Origin of the sequence: Haemophilus haemolyticus M19501 (assembly GCF_000222025.1) — a bacterium.
GTDB classification, from domain to species: domain Bacteria; phylum Pseudomonadota; class Gammaproteobacteria; order Enterobacterales; family Pasteurellaceae; genus Haemophilus; species Haemophilus haemolyticus_G.
The window spans coordinates 19889-45352 of the sequence record NZ_AFQO01000002.1; the positions used below are offsets into that span (position 1 = coordinate 19889).

The following is a 25464-nucleotide window of genomic DNA, read 5'->3' on the forward strand; positions in this document are numbered from 1 at the left end:
TATTATTTCACTTGCGCTGGCATCGTATTTTTTTGAATTTCTGGCATAAAGCTACCGCCAGCAACAGCGCCAGTGCCTTCTACTGGTTGCATGATGCCGTTTGGCAACGCATCTGGATCTTTGACTGGTTCTGAAGCACATCCAACTAATACGAATCCAACCATTAAAATAAGACCTAATTTATTCATTTTTTATCCTAGTTTTTCAATATAAAGTAAGCTATGACAGCCAGTGCCACCACTGACCAACCAATAATTTCAATAGATTTTCGCAATTTTGCTGCGAATTTTTCACCGCCCCATGCGGCTAATTTTGCCACTAGCAAGAAGCGCGCTAAGCGTGAAACAAATGCGGTGATAACAAAAGGGAAAAACGCCATTTGCATTACGCCAGAGCAGAGTGTGAACACCTTGTAGGGAATTGGGCTAAAACCCGCTACAAACACAACTAATACGCCCCATTGCTCAAACCAATTTATGGCTTTTGCCCAATGCGCACCATATCCCCATTGTTGCACAATGTTTTCTACCCAATCCGTTGCATAATAACCAATTGCGTAACCAATCACCCCACCGATGACAGACGCAATTGCCGTATAAAATGCAAATTTCACTGCACTTTTTGGCTTTGACATAGACATTGGGATCAACATCACATCAGGTGGAATAGGAAAAAATATCGCCTCGATAAAACTAACAAAAGAGAGCCAGAAAGTCGCAAAACGGTGCGTTGACCATTGCATAGTTTTATCGTACATCGTGCCGAAAATTTTCATATCTCTTCTTTATTTGGTAAAACGCGCCATTATTCCTGCTCTAACCAATCTTGTAAAGTCGAAAGTGAATGATGAGCAGTAAGATCTACCTGAATTGGCGTGATAGACACATAACCATTTTTCACCGCATGGAAATCTGTTCCCTCGCTTTCATCCTCAGGTAATGCTGAAGGGCCAATCCAATAAATGGTTTCATCACGAGGATCCCTTTGTTTAATAACTTCTGCAGACGACGCACGGTAACCCAAGCGACACACCTTGTAACCCTTTAATTCTTCAAAAGGCAAATCCGGCACATTAATATTAATAATTTCACGAGGATTTAATAATTGATGACGTAATTTTGGAATGAGATCACACACCACTCGCGCTGCAGTTTCATAATGTTGACGACCATCTAACGAAACCGCAATAGCAGGCAAGCCTAAATGACGTCCTTCAAGGGCTGCGGCTAATGTGCCTGAATAAATCGTATCATCGCCCATATTACAACCCGCATTAATGCCTGATACCACTAAATCTACTTGGCCAGATAAAAATCCGTTTAACGCTAAATGTACACAATCTGCAGGTGTGCCATTTACACAATAATCGCCATTATCTAAATGGCGTGGGCGCAATGGCTCCACTAATGTGAGCGAGCTTGATGCCGCACTTCGATTACGATCAGGTGCAACAACAATAACTTCTGCAATTTTTCTTAATTCTGTTGCTAAAACTTGAATGCCTTCCGCGTGAAAACCATCATCATTACTGACTAAAATTCGCATTATATTTCCTTATTCTTCTGTATAATTTACTAACTCACGAACTAATGCCGTGGCATAACTGCCTGCTGGCAAATAAAATTTTAAACGCAAGCCTTCTGGCTCAAATGCCCAAGAAAACCCTTTTGCTTTCATCAATAATGGGCGACGCGCAGCCTTCATTCTTTCTTGTTTCATTAAAGGATCGAAAACTGAATGTTGATTTACGATTTCATTTTCAATCTCACTCGCCACCAAAATATCTTCGCCAATTAAAGGGGCGGTGAGTAAAATATCTTGATTTTCTAACCGCACTTGAAAGGCAGTTAAGTCTTCTTTTTCATCCGCTTTGAACCAACTATGCGAACCTGCTAATTGCACAATATCATTTGGTAAAACTTGATTTGTTGCGCCCTTTGCAATACGCGCAGCCACAACCAGATTAAAAATTTCACTGCGTGCGGCGGAAAGATAAAAACTGCGTTTTTTGCGATCTTTTACCTTGATTTCCCCTTGAGCCCAACGCAAGGCTTGCGTGAGGTTATGACCATCCCGACCAAAACGTTGTTCCGTAAAATAATTTGGGAAACCAAAATTTGCTACAAAATCCAACCGCGCTTTAAGCTCATCAGATTCTTCTGCACCGCGTAATAAAATATCGAAATAATTTCCCTCAAGGCTACCCGTGCGAATTTTTCGGTTATGTCGAGTAACCGTTAAAATCTCTACGCCATCTAATTCAAATTGACTGAAATCGGGCGTTTCCATTCCTGGCATTTGTAAACAAAACCATTGTTCTGTCACCGCTCGACGATCTTTTAACCCCGCATATCCCATATTACGTTCAGAAACACCGGCAAATTTAGCTAATTTTTCGCCAACAAATAAGGTGTTGCAATCTGTTTTGCGTACATACAAGGCAACAAACTCACCTTCGCCTGATATTTCATAGCCTAAATGCTCTTTTACAATAAAATCCGCACATTCAGCCTTTAAAAGTGCGGTGGTTTTTGGCGGTGTTTTTAATGCCAAATAAGGGAGTTGTTCGAGCATGATTAAGGGGTCTTTTTTATAGAAAATAATTGCACGAAATTTTATGCGACTTTTGGTGATTTATCCACTAAAATAACCGCACTTTTGTTCTTGTTGAAGGATTTTATTATGTCAAAATTGGCTGAGTTACAAGCAGAAACCCGTGAAATTATCACTGATTTACTTAACGATGGTAGTGACCCGGATGCGCTTTACATTATTGAGCATCACATTGCTCATCACGATTTTGATTTGTTAGAAAAAATCGCGGTAGATGCGTTTAAAGCCGGTTATGAAGTTTCCGAAGCAGAAGAATTTGAAGATGATGATGGTAAACCAATTTTCTGCTTTGACATTATCAGTGAAGTAGAATTAAAAGCGGAAATTATTGATGCGCAACAAAAAGAAATCCTTCCGTTATTAGAAAAACATAAAGGCATTTATGATGGTTGGGGCACCTATTTTGAAGATCCGAATGCCGATGACGATGAATACGGTGATGATGGGGAATTTTTTGATGATGAGGATGAAGAAGAACCTCGTGTACATTAATCCGTAAAGCCTTGCGTGCGGAATAATTTTCGTTACAATGATACGGCTTTTTTAACCGATTTTTTTATAAGGAAAACATAATGAAAGTAGCAAAAAATGTAGTGGTGAGCATTGCTTACCAAGTTCGCACACAAGATGGCGTATTGGTAGATGAAGCGCCAGCGAATCAACCACTAGAATATTTACAAGGCCACAATAATTTAGTGATCGGTCTTGAAAAAGCGCTTGAAGGCAAAGAAGTAGGCGACAAATTTGAAGTGCGTGTACAACCAGAAGAAGGTTACGGCGCATACAGCGAAAATATGGTTCAACGTGTACCAAAAGATGTATTCCAAGGTGTTGATGAACTTGAAGTTGGCATGCGTTTCTTAGCGGATACAGACATTGGTCCAGTTCCAGTGGTGATTACTGAAATCGATGGCGACGAAGTTGTGGTTGATGGAAATCACATGTTAGCGGGTCAAGAATTACACTTCACCGTTGAAGTTGTCGCAACCCGTGAAGCAACATTAGAAGAAATTGCACACGGCCACGTTCACGGTGCGCATAGCCACCACCACGATGATGACGAAGAAGGTCACGGTTGTGGCTGTGGTGGTCATCACCACCATCACGACTATGATCACGAGCACAGCGGATGCTGCGGCGGTGGTCACGGGCACGGACATGGTCATGGCAGCTGTGGCTGCGGCGGTCATTAATTAAAAACAGCCGAAAACATTACCGCACTTTAGCAATGAAGTGCGGTATTTTTTTATGAAAAAACCGACAAAATGCGCTGAAAATATTGGATCCTAACGAACTTCTCGGTAGACTATGGCGTAATTTACTTAAAAAATTTTAGCCCCTTAAAATGAAGAAAAAATCGCTAAAACTCACCGCACTTTTTTTAGCATTAAGTTGCTTTCCCGCATTTGCTGAACAAACCGTTGATATTGAAGTTCAAGGCATCCGTGGTTTTCGTGCTGTTCGTAATACGGATCTCAATGTTCATCTGATTAACAAAGAAGAAATGGATGGGTCTGAACGCTATCAACATTTAGTCACTCAAGCTGTGGATCGTGGTTTGCGTGTGTTTGGTTATTATGAATCTTCCGTGCGTTTTGAACGAAAACAGCGTCAAGGCAAACGCGATTTGTTGATTGCTCATGTTACACCTGGCGAGCCAACAAAAATTGCGGGCACTGATGTGCAAATTGAAGGGGAAGCCGCGCAAGATGAAAATTTTGATGCGTTACGTAAAAATTTGCCGAAAGAAGGCATTTTGGTTGAACACCAAACTTACGATGATTACAAAACAGCGATCTCACGTTTAGCATTAAATCGTGGATATTTTGATGGGGAATTTAAAATTTCACGTTTAGAAATCAGCCCTGAGACCCACCAAGCATGGTGGCGAATGTTATTTGATAGCGGCGTTCGTTATCATTATGGCAATATTACTTTTAGCCATTCACAAATTCGGGATGATTACTTAAATAATATTCTTAACATCAAATCTGGCGATCCGTATTTAATGAATAACTTATCGGATTTAACCAGCGATTTTTCATCTTCAAATTGGTTTAGCTCAGTATTAGTTCAACCTAATGTTAATCATAAAAGCAAAACTGTAGATGTGGAGATTATTCTTTATCCACGTAAAAAAAATGCGATGGAACTAGGGGTGGGCTTTGCAACTGATGGTGGCCTGCACACTCAAATTGGTTGGACAAAGCCGTGGATTAATAGCCGTGGACATAGTTTCCGTACCAATCTTTATCTCTCAGCACCAAAACAAACTCTAGAGGCAACTTATCGACAGCCTTTACTTAAAAATCCATTAAATTATTACTATGATTACTCTGTCGGTTGGGAAGGTGAAAAAGAGAATGATACCAATACGAGAGCGCTTACGTTGTCCGCGTTACGTTATTGGAACAACGCGCATGGCTGGCAATATTTTGGCGGACTTCGTGCGCGATACGACAGTTTTACACAAGCCGATATAACCGATAAAACATTCTTCCTTTATCCAACGGTCGGATTTACTCGCACCCGATTACGTGGCGGTTCTTTTGCAACTTGGGGCGACGTACAAAAAATCACTTTTGATGTAGGTAACAAAGTTTGGTTATCGGAAGCGTCTTTCGTAAAAGTGCAAGCCTCTAGCGCATGGATTCGTACTTATGCAGAAAATCACCGTATCGTTGCTCGTGCTGAAGTTGGGTATTTACATACAAAAGATATTGAAAAAATTCCGCCCGCACTTCGTTTCTTTGCTGGTGGCGATCGCAGTGTGCGAGGTTATGGTTATAAAAAAATTGCGCCTAAAAATAAAAATGGAAAATTGGTTGGTGGCTCACGATTACTTGCGGGTTCTTTAGAATATCAATATCAAGTTTATCCGAATTGGTGGGCAGCGACCTTCGCAGATAGTGGATTAGCAGCCAATGATTACACGACTAAAGAATTACGTTATGGCGCAGGCGTTGGTGTCCGTTGGGCATCACCAGTGGGCGCGATTAAATTTGATATTGCCACCCCGATTCGTGATAAAGATAACAGCAAAAATATTCAATTTTACATCGGACTTGGTACAGAAATTTAAGGTGAATTTATGACAGAACAAATACAACCATCAGAAACTTCACCAAAATCACCTGAGAAACCTAATAAAAAACACTGGGTACGCAAGGCTATTTGTATCGGAAGTGCGGTCATTTTTATACCTGTTTTAGGTGTTGCTGGAGTGCTTTCTTTCGATGCGGGGCAAAGAGGTTTAATTCAACTAGTCGATAAAATGCTCGATAGTTTTTCCGTTGAGCAAATTGAAGGCGGATTACAAAATGGCTTGGTGTTAAATAATGTTCAATACCAAACTGCTGGGATTGATACTCATATTGCACAAGCACGTTTACAGCTTGATTTCGGTTGTTTGCTTTCACGTGAGGTTTGTTTACGTGATTTCACTCTAAATAAACCGACGATTGCGATTAATACTGCATTATTGCCTCCATCTACGCCTGATGATTCAAAGTCTGGCCCGATGAAGCGTATTTCCTTGCCAATTAGTATCAATGCAGAAAATTTGGTGGTGCAAGATTTATCTGTAAATATTGATCAGACTCATCTTACTCTCAGTCATTTTAAAAGTGCGGTAAGTTTAAATAATGAAAAAGGCTTAACTCTTGCGCCGACTGAAATTAACGATATTTCAGTTATTTCAAAAAAATTGCCTGAAGTTAAATCAGAGTCGAAAGCCGAACAGCCGAATAAGCCTGTAGATTGGGATGCGATTGAGCAATCTTTAACGCCTGCTTTTTTAGGCAATGTATCAGAAATAATTCTTCCTTTTGATTTACACGTCCCCGTGGTTAAAGGCAAAAACTGGCATTATCAAGCGGTGAATGAAAAAGGTGAAACACTTCAATCTATTGAAATCCCAAGCCTGATTGCACAAGCGGATACTGTCGATAACCAACTGCAATTACAAAAATTAGCGGTAGAAAGCTCGTTGGGTAATCTTTATTCACAAGGTAAATTACAACTTGATGGCGATATGCCTCTCGATTTAACTTTAAAATCCCATTTAGAGCCGTTGAAATCCGATGGAAAAGAAATTTTACCAGCGAGTGATGTCGATCTTACGCTTTTGGGATCATTGAAAAAAGCCACCGCACTTTCTTTAAAAACAAAAGGCGTATTAGATGCTGAACTGAATGGCGACGTGCAATTAGCACAAAACAAAATGCCATTAAACCTCACATTAAATGTGGCAAAAGGACAATACGCTTTTGTAAACACAATGGCACCACTCAAAATTAATAATGTGACGCTTAAGCTCACGGGGGATTTACTGAATTATCATGCTGAGCTTAAGGGTGGCGTAGATGGAATGGATTATATTCCCGCATCTAAAGTGGACCTTAATGCCGATGGCAAACTTTATGAAGTAACCGTCAATAAATTAGGGATAGCTTCGTTAGATGGTAAAAGTGAATTTGTAGGGGCTGTAAGCTGGAAAGAGGGGGCAAACTGGGATATACAAGCCGATTTAGAAAAAATGAATATCGGTTTTTATGTACCTGTCATGCCTGCAACACTATCTGGCAAATTGCATTCGCGTGGTTTTGCAGGCTCTCAAGTCTGGCAAGTGGAAGTGCCAGTAGCCGATTTAAATGGGACGCTGTCTTCAAACCCCATCAGTTTAAAAGGCTCTGCAACACTTAATCAAAATGTACTTCTAACAGTACCTGATTTGCAGGTGAGATATGGTGAAAATTATCTTAAAGCCAGTGGCGTATTAGATGATCATTCTGATTTTGCACTAGATATAAATGCACCAAATTTACGTGGTTTATGGTCTGATTTAAACGGTAATGTGAAAGGGCATGCGGCTATTTCTGGTCAGTTCACCAGTCCAAACCTTGCTCTTGATTTAGTATCGTCTAATTTACACTTGCAAGGTTTCCAATTATTTAAAGCGAGTGCGAAAGGGAATATCAAAAGCGATCCTTTAGCTAAAGGGCAATTCAATATTAAGGCGGAGCAACTTCATTATGGTGAAAGTGTTAAACTCCGTTTACTTAATCTTGCCTTATCTGGCGATGAACAAAATCATCTGTTAACGCTTAAATCCCAAGGTGAGCCTGTTGCTGCAAATTTACAAATTAACGGTCATTTTGACCGCACTTTGGAGCAGTGGAAAGGCACAATTTCACAGGTAAAATTTGAAACCCCGATTGGCGATGTAAAATCTAACCAAGCTATTACGGTGTCTTACGATCACAAACAAACACAAGCCAATATTGCTTCACATTGCTGGCAAAACATAGATCTAGAATTATGTTTCCCCCAAGCATTCAATGTAGGCAAGCAAGGGAATATTCCTTTCCAATTTAAACGTGTTAATTTGGATTTAGTGAATAAACTTATCGAACAAGATAGCCTCAAAGGCAATTTACAAGCGCAAGGTAATGTTGCTTGGTTTACGGACAAACCATTCCAATTTACCGCCAAAGTAGATGGCAATCATTTAGCCTTCTCTCAAAAATTAGATTACCGTACGTTTAAATTGGATATTCCAAAATTAACCCTTAACGCCGACATTCAAAATAACAATTTGGTTTTAAAAACAGATATCAATGTGCATAACCAAGGCAGGATTGTAGGTGATATTCATTTAAATGATCTGGCTAAAAATCGTCAACTTGGCGGAACTCTTGCAATAGAACGACTAAACTTGTCGATCGCAAATCAGCTACTTACTAGTGGTGAATCAGTGAATGGTGAGGTAGTCTCGAAGTTGAGTTTTGGCGGGAATTTAGAGAAACCATTATTAAATGGCAACTTCAATATTCGTAATATTCGTACCAAATTAAAATCCATGCCAGTCAATATTACTGATGGCGATATTGCCGTACATTTCCACGGTAATAATTCCACCTTACAGGGAAAAATTGAAACTAGCGATAGTCGTTTGAATTTAACCGGCCGAGCAAACTGGGCGAATATTGAACATTGGACGACAGAATTAAATGCTCAGGCAAATAATTTCAACGTGGATATTCCTTCTATGGCGAAACTACGTTTCAGTCCAAATATCACGGTGAAAGCGAATCCGAAAGATTTGAATTTAAGCGGAACAGTGGATATTCCTTGGGCGCGAATTAGAATTGATAGCTTACCAGACACAGCTGAGCCAGTGAGCGAAGATGAAGTTATTTTAAATGGCCCTCATAAGAGCAAAGAAGAACTGATTAAACGTGAATTTGCCGCAAAAACAAAATCAGGCATGGATATTCGCTCTGATTTACGCATCAATATTGGTAAAGACGTCAGCCTTGATGCTTATGGCTTAAAAACCAATCTTGATGGTTTACTTTCAGTGAAACAAGATAAAGGCAATTTAGGTTTATTCGGTCAAATCAATTTAACCAAAGGTCGCTATGCTTCTTTCGGGCAAGATTTACTCATTCGTAAAGGGCTTATTAGTTTTTCTGGCCAAGCGACACAACCTACGTTGAATATTGAGGCTATTCGTAATCCTGAAGCAATGGAAGACAGCAAAATTACTGCTGGCGTGAGAGTGATTGGCATAGCCGATAGCCCAGAAGTCACTATTTTCAGTGAACCAAGCAAACCACAAGATCAAGCACTTTCTTATTTATTAACAGGTCGTTCGTTAGAAAGTAGCGGTGAAGCTGGCTCCAGTGGTTCGATTGGCGCAGCATTAATTGGTTTAGGCATTTCAAAGAGCGGTAAATTAGTGGGCAGTATTGGTGAAGTTTTTGGTATTCAAGACTTAAACCTTGGTACATCTGGCGTGGGCGATAAATCCAAAGTGACGGTAAGTGGTAATATTACCAATCGCTTACAAATAAAATATGGCGTAGGTTTATTTGATGGCTTAGCAGAAGTCACATTACGTTATCGCCTAATGCCACAGCTTTATTTTCAATCCGTTTCTAGCACAAACCAAGTGTTTGATTTGCTTTATAAATTTGAATTTTAGGAATGTTATGAATGACGCTATTTTAGAACCCAAGCATCGTGGCAATGTACGTGAAATTGCCGCGATTGATCTTGGTTCAAACAGTTTCCACATGATTGTGGCACGTATTGTGAACGGCTCAATCCAAGTACTTTCTCGCTTAAAACAAAAAGTGAAACTCGCAGAGGGCTTAGATGAAAATGCGGTGCTTAATCAAGAGGCCATCACGCGTGGTGTAAATTGCTTAGCCTTATTTGCCGAACGTTTACAAGGGTTTCCTGTTGAAAATGTCAATGTAGTTGGTACTTATACCTTACGAAGAGCGATGAATAATGACGAATTTTTACGTCAAGCAGCTAAAGTTTTCCCCTATCCCATTAATATTATTAGTGGACAAACTGAAGCTAAAACTATCTACGCTGGCGTATGCCACACGCAACCAGAAAAAGGTCGTAAGCTCGTTGTGGATATTGGTGGTGGCTCGACAGAAATGATCATCGGCGATGATTTCACACCGCTTGTGGCGGAAAGTCGTCACATGGGGTGCGTGAGTTTTGCGACTCAATTTTTTACCGATGGTGTCATTTCCACAGAAAACTTTCAACGAGCGCGCCAAAGTGCGGTCAATAAAATCGAAGATTTAGGCTTTGAATATCGCAAATTAGGTTGGCAATCTGTGCTCGGCTCATCGGGGACAATTAAAACTGTGGCGCAAGTCATTGCGACTAATCTTGATCCAAATGGAACCATTACAGCCGAGCGATTAAATGCTCTAATTGAACAAACACTACAAGCCAAGCATTTTACCGAGCTAAATATTAACGGTTTAAACCAAGACCGCGTGGATGTTTTTGTACCCGGTTTAGCGATTTTAAGTGCGGTGTTTGAAGTTTTTCATATTCAACAAATGCGCTATTCTGACGGCGCATTGCGCGAAGGCGTGATTTATAGCCTAGAAAAAAACTTCCAAGTTGCAGATATTCGAGCACGCACTGCTTGGGGATTAAGCGAACAATTCAATATTGACCAAGCTCAAGCTCATCGCGTTGCGGATAGTGCTAATTTACTCAGTGCACAATATAAAGATTGGCAATCGACAGAGTTTATTGAAGAAATGCGCGAAATCCTGCTTTGGGCAGCGCGCTTGCATGAAGTTGGCATTGTAATTAATCACAAAGGTTTACAAAAACATTCGGCGTATATCTTACAAAATATGGAATTACCTGGGTTTGATCGTGAACAGCAACGTTTGCTTACCGCGTTAGTGCGTTGGCATATTGGCACGCTTAAACCTGCTGAATTTTTTAAATTTGCACGTTATAGCGAGCAAGATGTGATGGCTTTAATGCGATTGCTTCGGCTTGCAGTTATTCTCAATAAATCCCGTCAAGCAACAGAAACTGCAAAAAATTTCACCCTTGAAATGCATCACACTTTGAATGATTGGACATTGAATTTTGAAAGCGGATACTTAGACCGTAACCCGTTAATTTGGAATGAATTGCGAGCTGAAAGTAATCTTTTGAAAGAGTTTGAAAGCAGTTTAGTTTTTTATTAATTATCTTTCTGCTTAATGTTTATGAGCGAAAAATTTAGGGCAAGCTAAATACTTACCCTATTTTTATAATTTGACGGTCTGAAATAATGCTTTTATTTCATCCAATGATAATAATCTAAATGAGCCATTTTCTAATCCATTAATAGATAATGAGCCCATGCGCACTCTCACTAATCGTAAAGTGGGGAAACCAATATGCGCAGTCATTCTTCGCACTTGGCGGTTGCGCCCTTCACTAATTTTAATTTCTAACCAGCTTGTGGGAATATTTTTCCGTTCTCGGATAGGTGGATTGCGCTCCCATAAATTTGGCGCTGAAATTAACCGCACTTTAGCGGGTTTAGTCATGCCATCTTTGAGTTCTACACCTTTTCTGAGTTGTGCTAAATCGGTTTCTTCAGGGATGCCTTCCACTTGCACCCAATAGGTTTTTTCTGTTTTAAATTTGGGATCGGCCAAACGATGTTGTAATTCGCCATTATTGGTTAAAATCAGTAATCCCTCACTGTCTCTATCTAATCGACCTGCCGCATAAACATTTGGGATTGAAATAAAATCTTTTAAGGTAGCGCGTCCTTCTTCGTCGGTAAACTGAGTGAGCATATCAAAAGGTTTATTGAATAACACAACTTTGGTTTCATCCAACGACAGCATTTTAGGTTTTGATTTTGGCTTAAAAGTGCGGTGAAAATTAACCGCACTTTTTCCTTTAGCGGGCAATTTTCCTGCCGAAAAATTCTTCTTCATTGAATTAGATTTCTATTTTGAAAGATTTGCAACATCATAGCAAAACTTCAAGCTGTAGTAATGATGATTACTTTAGTTAATCTAAAAAACTAAAAAGGCTAAGCCAGTAAAACTGAGCTTAGCCCCCAACTAAATTTTTTAGAATCGATATTTAAATCGATCTTTTTAATGGAAAATTATTTACCATCCCAAGCTTGTACTGCATCTAAACGAGCTTTGATTTTGCCTTTGGTATCTTTTTTGAAGTAGCTATCAGCTAAACCACCTTCCCAGCCACCGTAGTTTGCGTTAGGTAACATGATGAAAGTTTTACCAAATTTGCCTTGGTTTTGATCAACGAATGCACGACGGTCTGCGTTTAATTTGCCATATACGGTATCACCGAAGTCATCTAAGTTATCGCCTACATAAAGTACGATTTCATAGCCTTGTTTTTCAATTTCTGCAAAACGAGCTGCTTTAGCTGATTTGTCTTTTTTCAAATAAAATGCAGATTCTTCCACACCATTGAAACCTAAGCGTTTCATATCATCGATAGTGCCTGCTTTTTCAGAGCTATCTTTGCGGTTTGTTACATAGAACATTTTACCTTTGTGGCTGTTTACGTAATTATTAAATTCTACCGCACCTGGAACTGCACGAGATTGACGCGCGTCTACCCAACGAGTCCAATCTTTACCATCGAATGGTTTATTATTTTGAACTTGCCAGCCAGCATAAGGGCTGTTATCTAACATAGTTTCATCTAAATCAACCACAACCGCTTTTTTCTTACCTTTTGCCACTTTTGCGTGGTCAAATGCAACTTTTGCCGCATTGTAGGCTTGATAAGCCAATGCTTTATATTCGCCAGAATCTTGCATCCAGTTTAAGCCAAGAACAGCTTGTTGTTGCAATTGCATTTTTGCGTGTTCTTCTGATTTCATTTGGTGTGCACCACAGCCAGCTAAGACAAGAGCAGAAAGAGCAGTAAGTGCGGTCATTTTTAACGTTGTTTTCATGTTATATTCCTTTTAACTTTAGGGTTAGTAAAAACGGAGAGAGTATAGCAAGCCTTTTTATTTTTTGGGGCGATTTCTTGGTAATTCTATTAAATTTGTGATATTTGTCACATTTTTAACGCGAGATTTAGATGTAAAACTTACCGCACTTTCTTTTTATCCTATCGCCTTTCCCCCCTTTTCACGGTAAACTAGCCGTAATTTTATTCATCACCAACATTTTTATGCGACTTCTTATTCTCATTCTTTTTGCCGTATTAGCTTTGTTCCAATATGACTTATGGTTTGGCCGTAATGGTTTCTTTGATTACCGTGAAACTGCCGCAAAAATTGTAGAAAACCAAGCGGAAAATGAAAAACTGTCTCAGCGTAACCAGCGTATTAATGCGGAGATTCAAGGGCTAACTAAAGGCTTTGAGGCTATTGAAGAACGTGCGCGAATGCAACATGGCATGGTGAAAGAAAACGAAGTGTTTTATCACATTGTGAAAGAGAATAAATAATGGCTCGTTCAATTATTGCGGTATTGCCTGCTGCTGGTGTGGGCTCGCGAATGCAAGCGGATAAACCGAAACAATATTTAACGCTACTTGGCAAAACACTGCTCGAACACACACTTGATGTCATGCTTTCTCATCCTGCCGTATCTAAAATTATTTTGGCGGTGAGCAAAGATGATCCTTATATTGCTAAGCTATCACTCGCCCCTAAAATTCAGTTAGTGGAGGGGGGCGCAACTCGAGCTGAATCCGTATTAAATGGTTTAAATGCAATTAAGGAAAAAAATGCGTGGGTGCTTGTTCATGATGCTGCTCGTCCTTGTTTGCAACACGCCGACATTGATAAATTGCTAGCCATTGAAGATGAACATGGGGCAATTTTGGCAATTCCAGCGACGGATACGATTAAACGGGCGGATAATCAGCAATGTATTGTGAAAACAGAAGATCGTCGTCAACTTTGGCAAGCGATGACACCACAGTTTTTCCCAGTAGATATATTAAGAAATGCGCTTTCCACAGGGATTCAACAAGGTGCGAATATAACGGATGAAGCATCAGCAATGGAACTGGCAGGATTTCGACCGCACTTGGTGGCTGGGCGTAGCGATAATTTAAAAGTGACTCGTCCAGAAGATTTAGCATTAGCAGAATTTTATTTAACAAGGAATAAATTATGATCAGAATTGGACACGGTTTTGATGTTCATGCGTTTGGTGAAGATCGCCCATTAATTATTGGCGGCGTAGAAGTACCTTATCATACTGGGTTTATTGCGCACTCTGATGGCGATGTGGCATTACATGCCTTAACCGATGCAATCTTGGGAGCCGCCGCTCTAGGTGATATTGGAAAGCTTTTCCCTGATACGGATATGCAATATAAAAATGCGGATAGTCGTGGGCTATTGCGTGAAGCATTTCGTCAAGTGCAAGAAAAGGGATATAAAATTGGTAATGTCGATGTCACTATCATTGCACAAGCACCTAAAATGCGTCCATATATTGATGCAATGCGTGCCAAAATCGCCGAAGATCTCCAATGCGATATTGAGCAAGTTAATGTGAAAGCAACAACAACAGAAAAACTAGGCTTTACAGGAAGACAAGAAGGAATTGCTTGCGAGGCTGTTGCTCTTTTAATCCGACAATAATTGTTTATTCTTAAAAATGCGGTGTAAATTTTTAAAAGAATTTCACCGCATTTTTATTTTTGTGATCTAGATCACAGTTTTAACCTAGGAAAAGGCATACCATATTCTTGTACAGTGAGTTTGTAGCTGATAACACAGACTATAAATGAAAAGATTTAGGCGCAAGAATGGATGTTTGTGCCATTTGGCATTGCGCTGTGCACTTTGCCTATTGGGTTTGGCGGGCTGTTGTCTGACATTCCCGATTATCCCTAATCAGTGAAATGGCAACGGTGATAATTCACCCTTGTTATTAATAAGTGGCCATTGGTGAGAGGAAACGTCCATTTATGGACGAGGGAGCAATGGAGGGCTTCAGTTCGCCTTTTTGCTCACCAACCTTGTTGTTAGGTGCTATGTTGTTAGTTGACGTTGACTAATGGAATATGTACGTTTAACGCAGATATTCCATTAGTTAAGCTATTTAGCGTGCTTAATTTTCTAAAAGTCTTAAGAATCTTATTACTAAATTAACCGTTTTTATTTATACGTTTAACCAAAACGTAACTGGGCCATCGTTTGTTAAGCTCACTTGCATATCCGCTGCAAATTGCCCTGTTGAAACAGGTAATTTCTCACCGCACTTTTGGATAAAGTATTCATATAATTCATTAGCCAATGCTGGGGGGGCACCTTTTGAAAAGCTTGGACGCAAACCTTTTTGTGTATCCGCCGCTAATGTAAATTGAGAAACAATAAGTAATTCACCTTGTACTTGTTGAACATTTAAGTTCATTTTGTCATTTTCATCACTGAAAATTCGATAATTAAGCACTTTTTCAGCAAGTTTATCCGCTTTTTCTTGATTATCTTCTTTTTCTACACCAAGCAAAACCAGCAAACCTTTGCCAATTTTCCCGATTGTTTCACCGTTTACATCAACTTTCGCTTGGGTGACACGCTGGATTAAGGCAATCATTTTAATCCCTCAATAAATCTCGGTAACCATGCTTCAGCATAGCCTTCTTGATCATCTATGTTTAAAACATCAATTTTTAAAGTCTCGCAAATTTTTACCGCACTTTTTTCTTCAAGCGCTTGTTCCACTTTATCCGCTGCATAGCAAAAAGTGTCGTAATCAGAATTACCCAATCCAACGACGGCAAAACGAACATCTGAAAAATCGCTTTGATTTTTAGCTAATTCATCAAATAGAGGTTTTAAATTATCCGGCAACTCGCCCGCACCATGAGTTGAAGTCACAACAAGCCAAATTTTTTCATTTTTGATATCGGATAGACTTGGTCCGTGAAAAAGAGTGGTGGAAAAATCTTGAGTTTTTAAAACATCGTTTAAATGTTCGGCAACATATTCTGCGCCACCTAAAGTGCTGCCAGAGAGAATGCAAATGTGCATTTGATTATCCTGTATTTATTTTTATTCCCTAACACAGGGAAAAGTAAAAAATATTTTTGAAATGATGAAAATAAAAAGGCTTAGAAAATCTAAGCCTTTTTATTACGATTAAACGTTATCGAATTTGCCAAGCAATGAACGAATATGTTCTTGCCAGTTGCGGTGTTCGTTTTTCAGTTGTTCGTTTTCAGTTTGTAAACTTTCAATATTTCTGTGAGATTCTGCGTTTTTCTCTTTTAATTCTTCAACTTCTAATTGAAGTAATTGGATAGTTTCTACCGCTTGTTTAATTTTTTCTTCAAGCTGGTTTAAAATTTCTAAAGACATAATGATTTCCTTTTAAATATGGGTAAGTTTGAGAGTATTTTACCCAGTAAATTTGCCTTTTTAAAGCGTTGGAGAAAAAATTATTATGCAAACGATTACGCAGTGATAAAATAAGGCCATTTTGCCATGTTCTAGAAAAGTAAGCAAAAGGAGAATAATGATGAATCGTGCATTGGCTATTGAATTTTCACGTGTGACTGAGGCAGCTGCGTTAGCGGCTCATATGTGGCTGGGGCGAGGGGATAAAAATGCAGCTGACGATGCGGCAGTGAAAGCCATGCGTTATATGCTGAACTTAATTCATATGGATGCTGAAATCGTGATTGGGGAAGGGGAAATTGATGAAGCACCAATGCTTTATATTGGTGAAAAAGTCGGTTCTGGTATGGGAGAATTGGTTTCTATCGCCGTTGATCCTATTGATGGCACGCGTATGACCGCAATGGGTCAGTCTAATGCTATTTCTGTCTTGGCTGCTGGTGGCAGAAATACCTTTTTAAAAGCACCAGATATGTATATGGAAAAATTGGTGGTTGGCCCCGATGTAAAAGGCATGATTGATTTAACTTTACCACTAGAACAAAATCTTCGCCGTGTCGCATCTAAGCTAGGAAAATCCCTTTCTGATCTCACCGTAATGGTATTGGCAAAACTACGCCATGATGCGGTAATTAAACAAATGCATAACTTGGGCGTGAGAGTGATGGCGATTCCTGACGGTGATGTGGCAGGTTCCGTATTGTGCTGTTTGCCTGATGCCGAAGCCGATCTTCTTTACGGAATCGGTGGCGCACCAGAAGGTGTGGCAGCTGCAGCCGCAATTCGTGCATTAGGTGGCGATATGCAAGCTCGTTTACTTCCTCGTAACGAAGTAAAAGGTGATACGGAAGAAAATAAAAAAATTGCTGCCGATGAAATTCAGCGTTGTGAAGCATTAGGCGTAAAAATCAATGAAGTGTTAAAACTTGAAGATCTTGTGCGTGATGACAATCTAGTGTTTACCGCAACGGGTATCACCAATGGCGATTTGCTTAAAGGTATCTCTAGAAAGGGCAATTTAGCCAGCACAGAAACAATTTTAATTCGTGGAAAATCCCGTACAATTCGTAAAATCCAATCCATCCATTATCTAGATCGTAAAGATTCTGAAATTTATAAGATTTTGAATATTTAGTTAGAGCAAACAAAAGCGCGGTGAATTTTCACCGCACTTTGGATTTAAAAATAAAAAAACCGACTTTGCATTCACAAAGTCGGTTTTAATTTGGTTTAATTCAGTATTAACCTGCAACTGCGATACGTTTCATATCTGTCATATAACCACGTAATTCTTGACCGATTAATTCAACAGGGTGATTACGAATTGCATCGTTTACATCACGTAAGGTAATGTTATCGACTTCCACTGTTGGAGTTGGCTCGCCCAAGTCGCCTTTTTGAAGGTTAGGGATAATTTCTTTTGCAAGAATTGGGGTTGCTACGTTAGAGAATAAGTAGTTACCATATTCTGCAGTATCTGAAATTACTACGTTCATTTCGTATAAGCGTTTACGAGCAATAGTGTTCGCAATTAATGGTAATTCATGAAGTGATTCATAGTAAGCTGATTCTTCATAAATACCACTTGCAACCATCGCATCAAAGGCTAATTCTACACCAGCTTTAACCATTGCAATCATTAATACACCGTTATCAAAGTATTCTTGTTCGCTAATTTTGCCATCATATTTTGGTGCATTTTCAAAGGCTGTTTTACCTGTTGCTTCACGCCATGCGAATAAATCTTTATCGCCATTTGCCCAGTCTGCCATCATGGTTGCAGAGAAGTGACCGCTGATGATGTCATCCATGTGTTTATAATATAAGAAACCAAGGCTTTCTTTGATTTGTTCAGCTAGTTCAAATGCACGTAATTTTGCACTGTTTGATAGGCGATCCATCATTAATGTGATACCGCCTTGTTTTAACGCTTCGGTAATGGTTTCCCAACCGTATTGAATTAATTTACCTGCATATGCTGGATCTTTACCGTCTGCCACTAATTTGTCATAACATACGATAGAACCTGCTTGTAACATACCGCAAAGGATAGTTTGCTCACCCATTAAGTCAGATTTTACTTCAGCCACGAATGAAGATTCTAAAACACCTGCTTTATGACCGCCAGTTGCCGCAGCCCAAGCTTTCGCGATCGCCAAGCCTTCGCCTTTCGGGTCATTTTCAGGGTGAACCGCAATTAATGTTGGTACACCGAAACCACGTTTGTATTCTTCACGTACTTCAGTACCTGGACATTTTGGCGCAACCATTACAACTGTAATGTCTTTACGGATTTCTTCGCCAACTTCAACAATATTGAAACCGTGTGAATAACCAAATGCAGAATCTTTTTTCATTAAAGGCATGACATCGGCAACTACTTTAGAGTGTTGTTTGTCTGGTGTTAAGTTTACGACTAAATCTGCAGTTGGAATTAATTCTTCATAAGTACCAACCTTAAAACCATTTTCGGTTGCACGTTGGAACGATGCACGTTTTTCTGCAATTGCTTCAGGGCGTAAGGCATAGCTAATATCTAAGCCAGAATCACGCATATTCAAACCTTGGTTTAAACCTTGCGCACCACAGCCTACGATAACGATTTTTTTGCCTTTTAAGAAGTTTGCTTCATCTGCAAATTCTTCGCGATCCATAAAACGACAACGACCTAATTGGTCTAATTTTTGACGTAAATTTAATGTGTTGAAATAGTTAGCCATTTTTTGTCCTTAATTGTGTAAGGTTGATAATTGTATGATGTTGTGTTTGCATATTTTTTTGTTGTGGTTTGATTATAGGATTTTTTGTTGTTGCGTAAAGTGATATTATGGGAATGTAATGTTGCGATTTGTGCAATTATTTTGGATTTTGTTTTTTTGTGAATTAGCATCGTATTTCGCTCGATGAGCGACCTACTTTCTTTTACTCGTGTAAAAGAAAGTAGGCACAGAAAATACGCCCCAATTAAATCGCTGATCTTTGCTTTGTTTCAATTTTCTTAACGGCAATTTGCTGAACTCGCTACGCTCAAAGAGACGCAAATTGCCTGAAAATTGAAAGTCGCAAAGGCGATTTATATGGGGCTCAGAATATATCAGAGCGTTATTAAAAAGTGCGGTTAGTTTTCTGGTATTTTTTTAAATACACTAAATTTTACCCGCACTTTAAATTGAAAAAAGAACAAATTAGTTCCCTTCCTTGCCGTCTGAGAAATTGGAAACTTGTAGGAAATTTTCGTCTGTTTGAGCGTAGTGAGTTCAGAAAATTTCCGTTAAGCAAGTTTTCAATTTCTCAGGAAATAAGGCAAAGCAGGGCGTGTTTTCTTTTTGCCTACTTTTGCTTTGCACGAGCAAAGAAAAAGTAGGTCGCCATCGGCGAAACCCGATATTAAATAAAATAAAAGAAGAAATTATGGAATTTAACGACCTACAAATATTTATTCACCTCAGTGACACAAAAAATTTCGCCAAAACCGCCACCCAAAACCACATGTCTCCCTCTACGCTTTCCCGTCAAATTCAACGATTGGAAGACGAGTTAGGGAAAACACTTTTTATCCGTGACAATCGTCAAGTCAAACTTACTGAATATGGTGAGAAATTTTTGCAATTTGCTAAAACAGAATGGCAAAACTGGCAACAATTTAAACAACAACTTAAAGATGAATCCGATGAACTTTGCGGTGAAATTAAACTTTTTTGCTCTGTAACAGCATCCTATAGCCATCTTCCACAGGTGCTTAAACAGTTTCGCCAGCGTTATCCTAAAGTGGAAATTCAACTGACTACAGGCGATCCAGCGTTAGCACTAGAGTTAATTCAAGCACAACAAGTCGATCTCGCACTTGCGGGCAAACCGAATAATCTGCCCTCTAGTGTAGTGTTTCATAAAATAGATGATATTAGTTTGTCCCTAATTGCCCCACGGGTGGCTTGTTTGGCGACACAATTACTGCAAGAAAAACCTATTGATTGGCAGCAAATGCCTTTTATTTTCCCTGTTGAAGGACACGCTCGGCAGCGGATTGAACAATGGCTACGAGAGAAACAAATAAAACATCCGAAAATTTATGCCACTGTTGCGGGGCATGAAGGAATTGTGCCGATGGTGGGATTAGGATTTGGATTAGCAATGTTACCTGATGCAGTAATTGACAGCAGCCCAATGAATAACCAAATTTCCAAACTCAATCTTGATAAGCCTATTGAGCCTTTTGAATTAGGTATTTGCACCCAAAAAAGAAATCTCGAACAGCCCCTAGTCCGTGCATTTTGGGCGATGTTAGAATAGAATAAATAATGGTTTAAAATAAGGATTTCTTATGTTTAAAGGTATTCTCGTTTCATTATTAGCCTCTTTTCTATTTGGCTATATGTATTATTTTTCTACGTTGCTCAAACCCTTGAGTGGCACGGATATTTTTGGTTATCGGATGATATTTACTTTTCCTTTTGTTCTGTTGTCCGTTACATTATTTAAACAAAAAACGGCTTTAATTGAACGTTTAAAACGCATTCAAAAACGACCGCACTTAGCATTGTCGTATTTACTTTGTGGATTATTAATGGGCTTTCAAATGTGGCTTTTTCTTTGGGCACCGAATAATGGCAGTTCATTAAGTGTATCTTTTGGTTATCTACTTTTACCAATTGTAATGGTAGCAGCAGGCCGCGTGTTTTTTAAAGAACGTATTTCAACATTCAAATTTATTGCAGTTATCATTGCAACATTAGGCGTAATTTCTAATATTGTGTTAAAAGGCGGTCTTTCTTGGGAAGCCATTGTTATTTGTTTAGGTTACACCGCGTATTTTTCTATCCGAAAAGCATTAAAAAATACCGATCTTGCCTCCTTTTGTTTAGAAATGCTAAGCCTTATTCCTGTCAGTATTTATTTTGCGATGCAAACAGATTTCGCAGTGGTCGAACAAAGCAATCCTAATATTTGGGGGCTGCTTGTATTACTAGGATTAATCAGCGGTACTGCGTTAATTGCCTATGTAATAGCCAGTAATATGCTTCCGATGAATTTACTCGGTCTGCTTGGTTATGTTGAAACTATTATGATGCTATGCGTATCATTTTTGATCGGAGAACAAATTGATAGCGAAAGCTACCCACTTTTTATTTGTTTAGTCATCGCGATGGTTCTTGTTATGATTGATGGCGTGTACAAACAACACGCAAAAGGAAGTTTATAAATGTCATTTAAAGAAATAACCCCACAGAAAGCTTGGGAAATGATGCAACAAGGCGCGATATTAGTCGATATTCGAGATAATATGCGCTTTGCTTATTCACATCCTAAAGGTGCTTTTCATTTAACCAACCAAAGTTTTTTGCAATTTGAAGAGTTAGCCGATTTTGACTCGCCTATTATTGTGAGTTGTTATCACGGCGTAAGCAGTAAAAATGTAGCGACCTTTCTAGTGGAACAAGGCTATGAAAATGTGTTTAGTATTATTGGTGGATTTGATGGCTGGGAGAAAGCAAATTTACCAGTAGAAAGAGAATATTAATTTAAATTGTAAAACTATATTGAATTAAGAATTTTATTCATGATTGTATTTAGTAACTTATCCTTAAAACGAGGGCAAACGGAACTTCTCGACAATGCTTCTGCTACGATTAATCCCAAGCAAAAAGTCGGTTTGGTTGAATCAAGAAACTCTGGCATTGGATATCCTAGCAATTGGTTATGTGATTCAAGGGGATCGTGAATATTGTCATTTGCAACAGGAACTTGAATAGGCAAATGAACCTAATGATGGCAACGCAATTGCGCGTATTCATGAGCAATTCGCGCAGACAATTCAATCCTGCGCAGTTTCTTTGTTGTATGGTTTAGGATTCAGCCAAGAAGAAACAACCTATACAATGAAAACTTTTTTTCAAAAACGCATTTTTGTTATTGTAAAGAAAAATTTTTACTGTAATATGTTTAAGAATTATTATCATTTATATTTTTAGGTATTAAGTATGATCAATTTTAAATTCAACTTACTTGCTTGTTCAATTGCATTGAATGTGGGTATCGCTTATGCTGCCCAACCAACCAACCAACCAACCAACCAACCAACCAACCAACCAACCAACCAACCAACCAACCAACCAACCAACCAAAATAGTAATGTTTCTGAACAACTAGAACAAATTACTGTATCTGGCTCTACCGAAAATAGTGATACTAAAACACCGCCAAAAATTGCCGAAACTGTAAAAACAGCGAAAAGCTTAGAAAAACAGCAGGCTCAAAATATCAAAGATATCGTTAAATATGAAACCGGTGTTACTGTTGTTGAAGCAGGACGTTTTGGTAACAGTGGTTTTACTATTCGTGGCGTTGATGAAAATCGAGTTTCTATTAATATTGATGGATTAGCGCAAGCTGAAACATTATCTTCTCAAGGCTTTAAAGAACTTTTTGAAGGTTATGGTAACTTTAATAACACTCGTAATGGTGCAGAAATTGAAACATTAAAAGAAGTAAATATCACCAAGGGGGCTGATTCTATTAAGAATGGTAGTGGTTCCTTAGGTGGTTCTGTAATTTATAAAACAAAAGATGCGAGAGATTATCTCCTGAACAAGGACTACTACGTAAGTTACAAAACGGGATACGCTACAGAAAATAATCAATCATTCAATACCCTTACTCTTGCTGGACGTTATAAAAAGTTCGATGCGCTAGTGGTTGCGACAAGAAGAAATGGGCATGAACTTGAAAACTATGATTATAAAAATGCGGATAGTCTCGTCCAAGGTAAACGTAGAGAAAAAGCAGACCCATACAAAATTGAGCAAGACAGTACATTATTAAAATTCTCTTTTAATCCTACTGAAAACCATCGTTTTACGGCATCAGCTGATTTATATGAACATCGTTCTCGTGGGCAAGATTTATCCTATACACTAAAATATCAACGTAGTGGTAATGAAACCCCTGAAGTTGAATCTAGACATACAAATGATAAAACTCAACGAAGTAATTTCTCATTTTCTTACGAAAATTTTTCAACCAACTTATTTTGGGATACATTAAAAATTACTTTCTCAAAACAAAAAATAAAAACGAGAGCAAGAACCGACGAATACTGTGATGGTAGTAATTGTCTTGAAACAATCAATCCACATGGAATAAAACTTCAAGATGGTAAAATTACTCGACGAGATGGAACCGATATCGAATTAAAAAATAAAGACACCTATATTGATACAGATAATTCTGAAAAAACTAACGGTTTTACTCTAAAAAGAGGAGATGAATATTGGTTTGATTGCTCCCTTTATGATTGCACGAAACCAATGACTTATTGGAAAGCTGTAGGTTGGTCTGGAGCTGTTCAAAAAATGCCTTTGATGTTAGATAAAAAATTTGAACAGAATGGAAAAACTTTCGCTAAATCATCTCAAGCGAATTATAGTTATAGTGTTGTAGTACCAAGTAAAGGCTATTTAGAACGTTTGTGGCAGGAAAGAGATCTTGATACCAATACCCAGCAAACTAACTTGGATCTAACAAAATCGTTTACAAAATTGAATACTGAGCATAATCTCCAATATGGTGTTTCGTATAATAAAACAACGAAGCAAATGGTAAATAGAGCGGGTAATGATGCTCATGATGTAAAATGGTGGGCTGAACGTACTCTAGGCCTTACAACAGACTGGTACACATTAAAAGAAACTCCAGAAACCTGTGAAGGATCATCTACCTATAATGCCTTTCTTTGCCCTCGAGTTGATCCAGAGTATTCATTCTTATTACCAGTGACAACGACAGGTAAATCAGCTTATTTCTTTGATAATATCATTATCAATGATTATTTATCATTTGATTTAGGATATCGTTATGACAACATTGGTTATAAACCACATTACATAGCTGGTTCAACGCCAAAATTACCAGACGATATAGTAAAAGGATTATATATTCCATTACCTAAAGGCGAGGAAATTTCGTGGAATCCAGGTCATTATTATGATCCAACAGAAGAGCAAATTAAACAAAATGCAATTGATAACATAAATTATATTGCAAGCCAAAAGAAAAAATATAAAGCGCATTCTTATAGTTTTGTTTCAACGATTGATCCAACAAATTATCTTCGTTTACAACTTAGATACTCTAAAGGTTTTAGAGCACCAACTTCAGATGAAATGTATTTCACTTTTAAACATCCAGATTTTACTATTCTGCCAAATACTGATTTAAAACCAGAAATAGCAAAAACAAAAGAAATCGCATTAACTTTACATCATGATGATTGGGGATTTATCTCTACAAGTATATTTAAAACTAACTATAAAAACTTTATCGACCTAATATTTAAAGGAGAAAAAGATTTTAAAGTAGGCACAGGAGGAGGTAGCTCATTACCATTTTCTCTTTATCAAAATATAAATAGAGATAATGCGTCTGTAAAAGGTATTGAAATTAATTCAAAACTATTCCTTGGTAAGATGGCAAAATTTATGAATGGGTTTAACTTAAGCTATAAATATACCTATCAAAAAGGAAGAATGAATGGCAATATTCCTATGAATGCAATTCAGCCTAAAACGATGGTGTATGGACTAGGATATGATCATCCAGATCATAAATTTGGTTTCGATTTCTATACAACACATGTAGCAAGTAAAAATCCACAAGATACTTATAATATCTATGCTAAAGAACGTGGTGAAAGTGATACAACCATAAAATGGCGTAGTAAATCTTATACAATCCTTGATTTTATTGGATATGTTCAACCAATTAAAAACTTAACCATAAGAGCTGGTGTATACAATCTTACAAATCGTAAATACATCACCTGGGAGTCTGCTCGTTCAATTCGTTCCTTCGGAACAAGTAATGTTATAGATCAATCAACAGGTCAAGGCATCAACCGCTTCTACGCCCCAGGCAGAAACTATAGAATGTCAGTTCAGTTTGAATTTTAAACCTATCTAAAACCAAAAGTGCGGTAAATTTTTACCGCACTTTTTCTTAAGGAAGGATCTATCTTTTACTCTCTCTTTCAAAACCAATGTTCAAACATCGGCATTTGTGTAAAATCTCCTTAAAAATCAATCTCTTTTTGCTATTTTTGCGATCTAGATCGAAAGATTGAAATGACTATCTCGCCAAATTTTTAGTTTCTATTTATTGATTACATATCA

Annotated in this window: 23 protein-coding genes and 1 pseudogene; 14 read left to right on the forward strand and 10 right to left on the reverse strand. The window is 38.4% G+C overall.

Going from position 1 to position 25464, the window contains the following annotated elements; genetic code table 11:
- Positions 1-2: 2 nt before the first annotated feature.
- From GG9_RS08145 to truD, 4 genes are read right to left on the reverse strand one after another with little or no spacing between them, the layout of a single operon-like run.
- On the reverse strand, positions 3-188 hold the full coding sequence (locus tag GG9_RS08145) for a hypothetical protein (protein WP_005629898.1): 186 nt from the start codon (positions 186-188) through the stop codon (positions 3-5).
- A gap of 8 nt (positions 189-196) precedes the next feature.
- A complete protein-coding gene (locus tag GG9_RS08140) occupies positions 197-775 on the reverse strand; it encodes a YqaA family protein (protein WP_005629900.1) in 579 nt (192 codons plus the stop codon).
- Positions 776-804: 29 nt separating this feature from the next.
- Positions 805-1545, reverse strand: coding sequence for a 5'/3'-nucleotidase SurE (gene surE / locus GG9_RS08135; RefSeq protein WP_005629902.1), 741 nt, complete (start codon positions 1543-1545; stop codon positions 805-807).
- A 9-nt stretch (positions 1546-1554) separates the two neighbouring features.
- Positions 1555-2574, reverse strand: a complete 1020-nt coding sequence (gene truD / locus GG9_RS08130; RefSeq protein ID WP_005629904.1) for a tRNA pseudouridine(13) synthase TruD — start codon at positions 2572-2574, stop codon at positions 1555-1557.
- A 108-nt stretch (positions 2575-2682) separates the two neighbouring features.
- On the opposite strand from truD, the gene rraB reads away from it, so the two are divergent.
- The 5 genes from rraB (at position 2683) to ppx (ending at position 11138) form a co-directional block, all read left to right on the forward strand.
- Complete coding sequence (rraB, locus tag GG9_RS08125; RefSeq protein WP_005629906.1) at positions 2683-3105, forward strand: ribonuclease E inhibitor RraB; 423 nt, start codon at positions 2683-2685, stop codon at positions 3103-3105.
- A gap of 80 nt (positions 3106-3185) precedes the next feature.
- Entirely contained in the window at positions 3186-3806 is a 621-nt protein-coding gene (gene slyD, locus GG9_RS08120) for a peptidylprolyl isomerase (protein ID WP_005629908.1), read from the forward strand.
- 152 nt (positions 3807-3958) lie between these two features.
- Positions 3959-5695 (forward strand): autotransporter assembly complex protein TamA, encoded by a 1737-nt coding sequence (gene tamA / locus GG9_RS08115; protein WP_005629909.1) that lies wholly within the window; start codon positions 3959-3961, stop codon positions 5693-5695.
- 9 nt (positions 5696-5704) lie between these two features.
- Positions 5705-9601, forward strand: coding sequence for an autotransporter assembly complex protein TamB (gene tamB, locus GG9_RS08110; RefSeq protein WP_005629910.1), 3897 nt, complete (start codon positions 5705-5707; stop codon positions 9599-9601).
- Positions 9602-9608: 7 nt separating this feature from the next.
- Positions 9609-11138 (forward strand): exopolyphosphatase, encoded by a 1530-nt coding sequence (gene ppx / locus GG9_RS08105; RefSeq protein ID WP_005629911.1) that lies wholly within the window; start codon positions 9609-9611, stop codon positions 11136-11138.
- 63 nt (positions 11139-11201) lie between these two features.
- Here the strand turns inward: ppx and GG9_RS08100 are convergent, their stop codons facing one another.
- Positions 11202-11885, reverse strand: coding sequence for an rRNA large subunit pseudouridine synthase E (locus tag GG9_RS08100; RefSeq protein ID WP_005629912.1), 684 nt, complete (start codon positions 11883-11885; stop codon positions 11202-11204).
- 176 nt (positions 11886-12061) lie between these two features.
- Entirely contained in the window at positions 12062-12886 is an 825-nt protein-coding gene (hel, locus tag GG9_RS08095) for a lipoprotein e(P4) (protein WP_005629913.1), read from the reverse strand.
- Positions 12887-13110: 224 nt separating this feature from the next.
- Here hel and ftsB point away from each other — a divergent pair, with 224 nt between their 5' ends.
- The 3 genes from ftsB to ispF are packed head-to-tail and all read left to right on the forward strand — an operon-like array spanning position 13111 to position 14539.
- Positions 13111-13389, forward strand: a complete 279-nt coding sequence (gene ftsB / locus GG9_RS08090; RefSeq protein WP_005629914.1) for a cell division protein FtsB — start codon at positions 13111-13113, stop codon at positions 13387-13389.
- Complete coding sequence (gene ispD / locus GG9_RS08085; RefSeq protein WP_005629915.1) at positions 13389-14066, forward strand: 2-C-methyl-D-erythritol 4-phosphate cytidylyltransferase; 678 nt, start codon at positions 13389-13391, stop codon at positions 14064-14066. The genes ftsB and ispD overlap by 1 nt, the downstream gene beginning before the upstream one ends.
- A complete protein-coding gene (gene ispF, locus GG9_RS08080; RefSeq protein ID WP_005629917.1) occupies positions 14063-14539 on the forward strand; it encodes a 2-C-methyl-D-erythritol 2,4-cyclodiphosphate synthase in 477 nt (158 codons plus the stop codon). Before ispD ends, ispF begins: the two co-directional genes overlap by 4 nt.
- 523 nt (positions 14540-15062) lie before the next feature.
- On the opposite strand, the gene dtd is transcribed toward ispF, so the two are convergent.
- The 3 genes from dtd to GG9_RS08065 all read right to left on the reverse strand — a co-directional run bounded on the left by dtd (position 15063) and on the right by GG9_RS08065 (position 16261).
- Positions 15063-15497, reverse strand: coding sequence for a D-aminoacyl-tRNA deacylase (gene dtd, locus GG9_RS08075; protein WP_005629919.1), 435 nt, complete (start codon positions 15495-15497; stop codon positions 15063-15065).
- Entirely contained in the window at positions 15494-15934 is a 441-nt protein-coding gene (mioC, locus tag GG9_RS08070) for an FMN-binding protein MioC (RefSeq protein WP_005629921.1), read from the reverse strand. Before mioC ends, dtd begins: the two co-directional genes overlap by 4 nt.
- Before the next feature lie 108 nt (positions 15935-16042).
- Positions 16043-16261, reverse strand: coding sequence for a cell division protein ZapB (locus GG9_RS08065; RefSeq protein ID WP_005629924.1), 219 nt, complete (start codon positions 16259-16261; stop codon positions 16043-16045).
- Positions 16262-16421: 160 nt separating this feature from the next.
- On the opposite strand from GG9_RS08065, the gene glpX reads away from it, so the two are divergent.
- Positions 16422-17435 carry a class II fructose-bisphosphatase gene (gene glpX, locus GG9_RS08060; protein ID WP_005629928.1) on the forward strand — a complete coding sequence of 338 codons (1014 nt, stop codon included), beginning with the start codon at positions 16422-16424 and terminating at the stop codon, positions 17433-17435.
- Between the two features lie 106 nt (positions 17436-17541).
- On the opposite strand, the gene ilvC is transcribed toward glpX, so the two are convergent.
- Positions 17542-19020, reverse strand: coding sequence for a ketol-acid reductoisomerase (ilvC, locus tag GG9_RS08055; RefSeq protein WP_005629931.1), 1479 nt, complete (start codon positions 19018-19020; stop codon positions 17542-17544).
- A gap of 691 nt (positions 19021-19711) precedes the next feature.
- On the opposite strand from ilvC, the gene ilvY reads away from it, so the two are divergent.
- The 5 genes and pseudogenes from ilvY (at position 19712) to GG9_RS08035 (ending at position 25245) form a co-directional block, all read left to right on the forward strand.
- Positions 19712-20590, forward strand: a complete 879-nt coding sequence (gene ilvY, locus GG9_RS08050; RefSeq protein WP_005629937.1) for an HTH-type transcriptional activator IlvY — start codon at positions 19712-19714, stop codon at positions 20588-20590.
- 31 nt (positions 20591-20621) lie between these two features.
- The gene (gene rarD, locus GG9_RS08045; RefSeq protein WP_005629940.1) at positions 20622-21500 is read left to right on the forward strand and encodes an EamA family transporter RarD; all 879 of its coding nucleotides are present in this window, start codon (positions 20622-20624) and stop codon (positions 21498-21500) included.
- Positions 21501-21818 carry a thiosulfate sulfurtransferase GlpE gene (gene glpE, locus GG9_RS08040; protein WP_005629943.1) on the forward strand — a complete coding sequence of 106 codons (318 nt, stop codon included), beginning with the start codon at positions 21501-21503 and terminating at the stop codon, positions 21816-21818.
- A 39-nt stretch (positions 21819-21857) separates the two neighbouring features.
- Positions 21858-22188: pseudogene (locus GG9_RS09220) on the forward strand (ABC transporter ATP-binding protein); the annotation flags it as partial.
- Between the two features lie 90 nt (positions 22189-22278).
- Entirely contained in the window at positions 22279-25245 is a 2967-nt protein-coding gene (locus GG9_RS08035) for a TonB-dependent hemoglobin/transferrin/lactoferrin family receptor (protein WP_005629946.1), read from the forward strand.
- Positions 25246-25464: the final 219 nt, after the last annotated feature.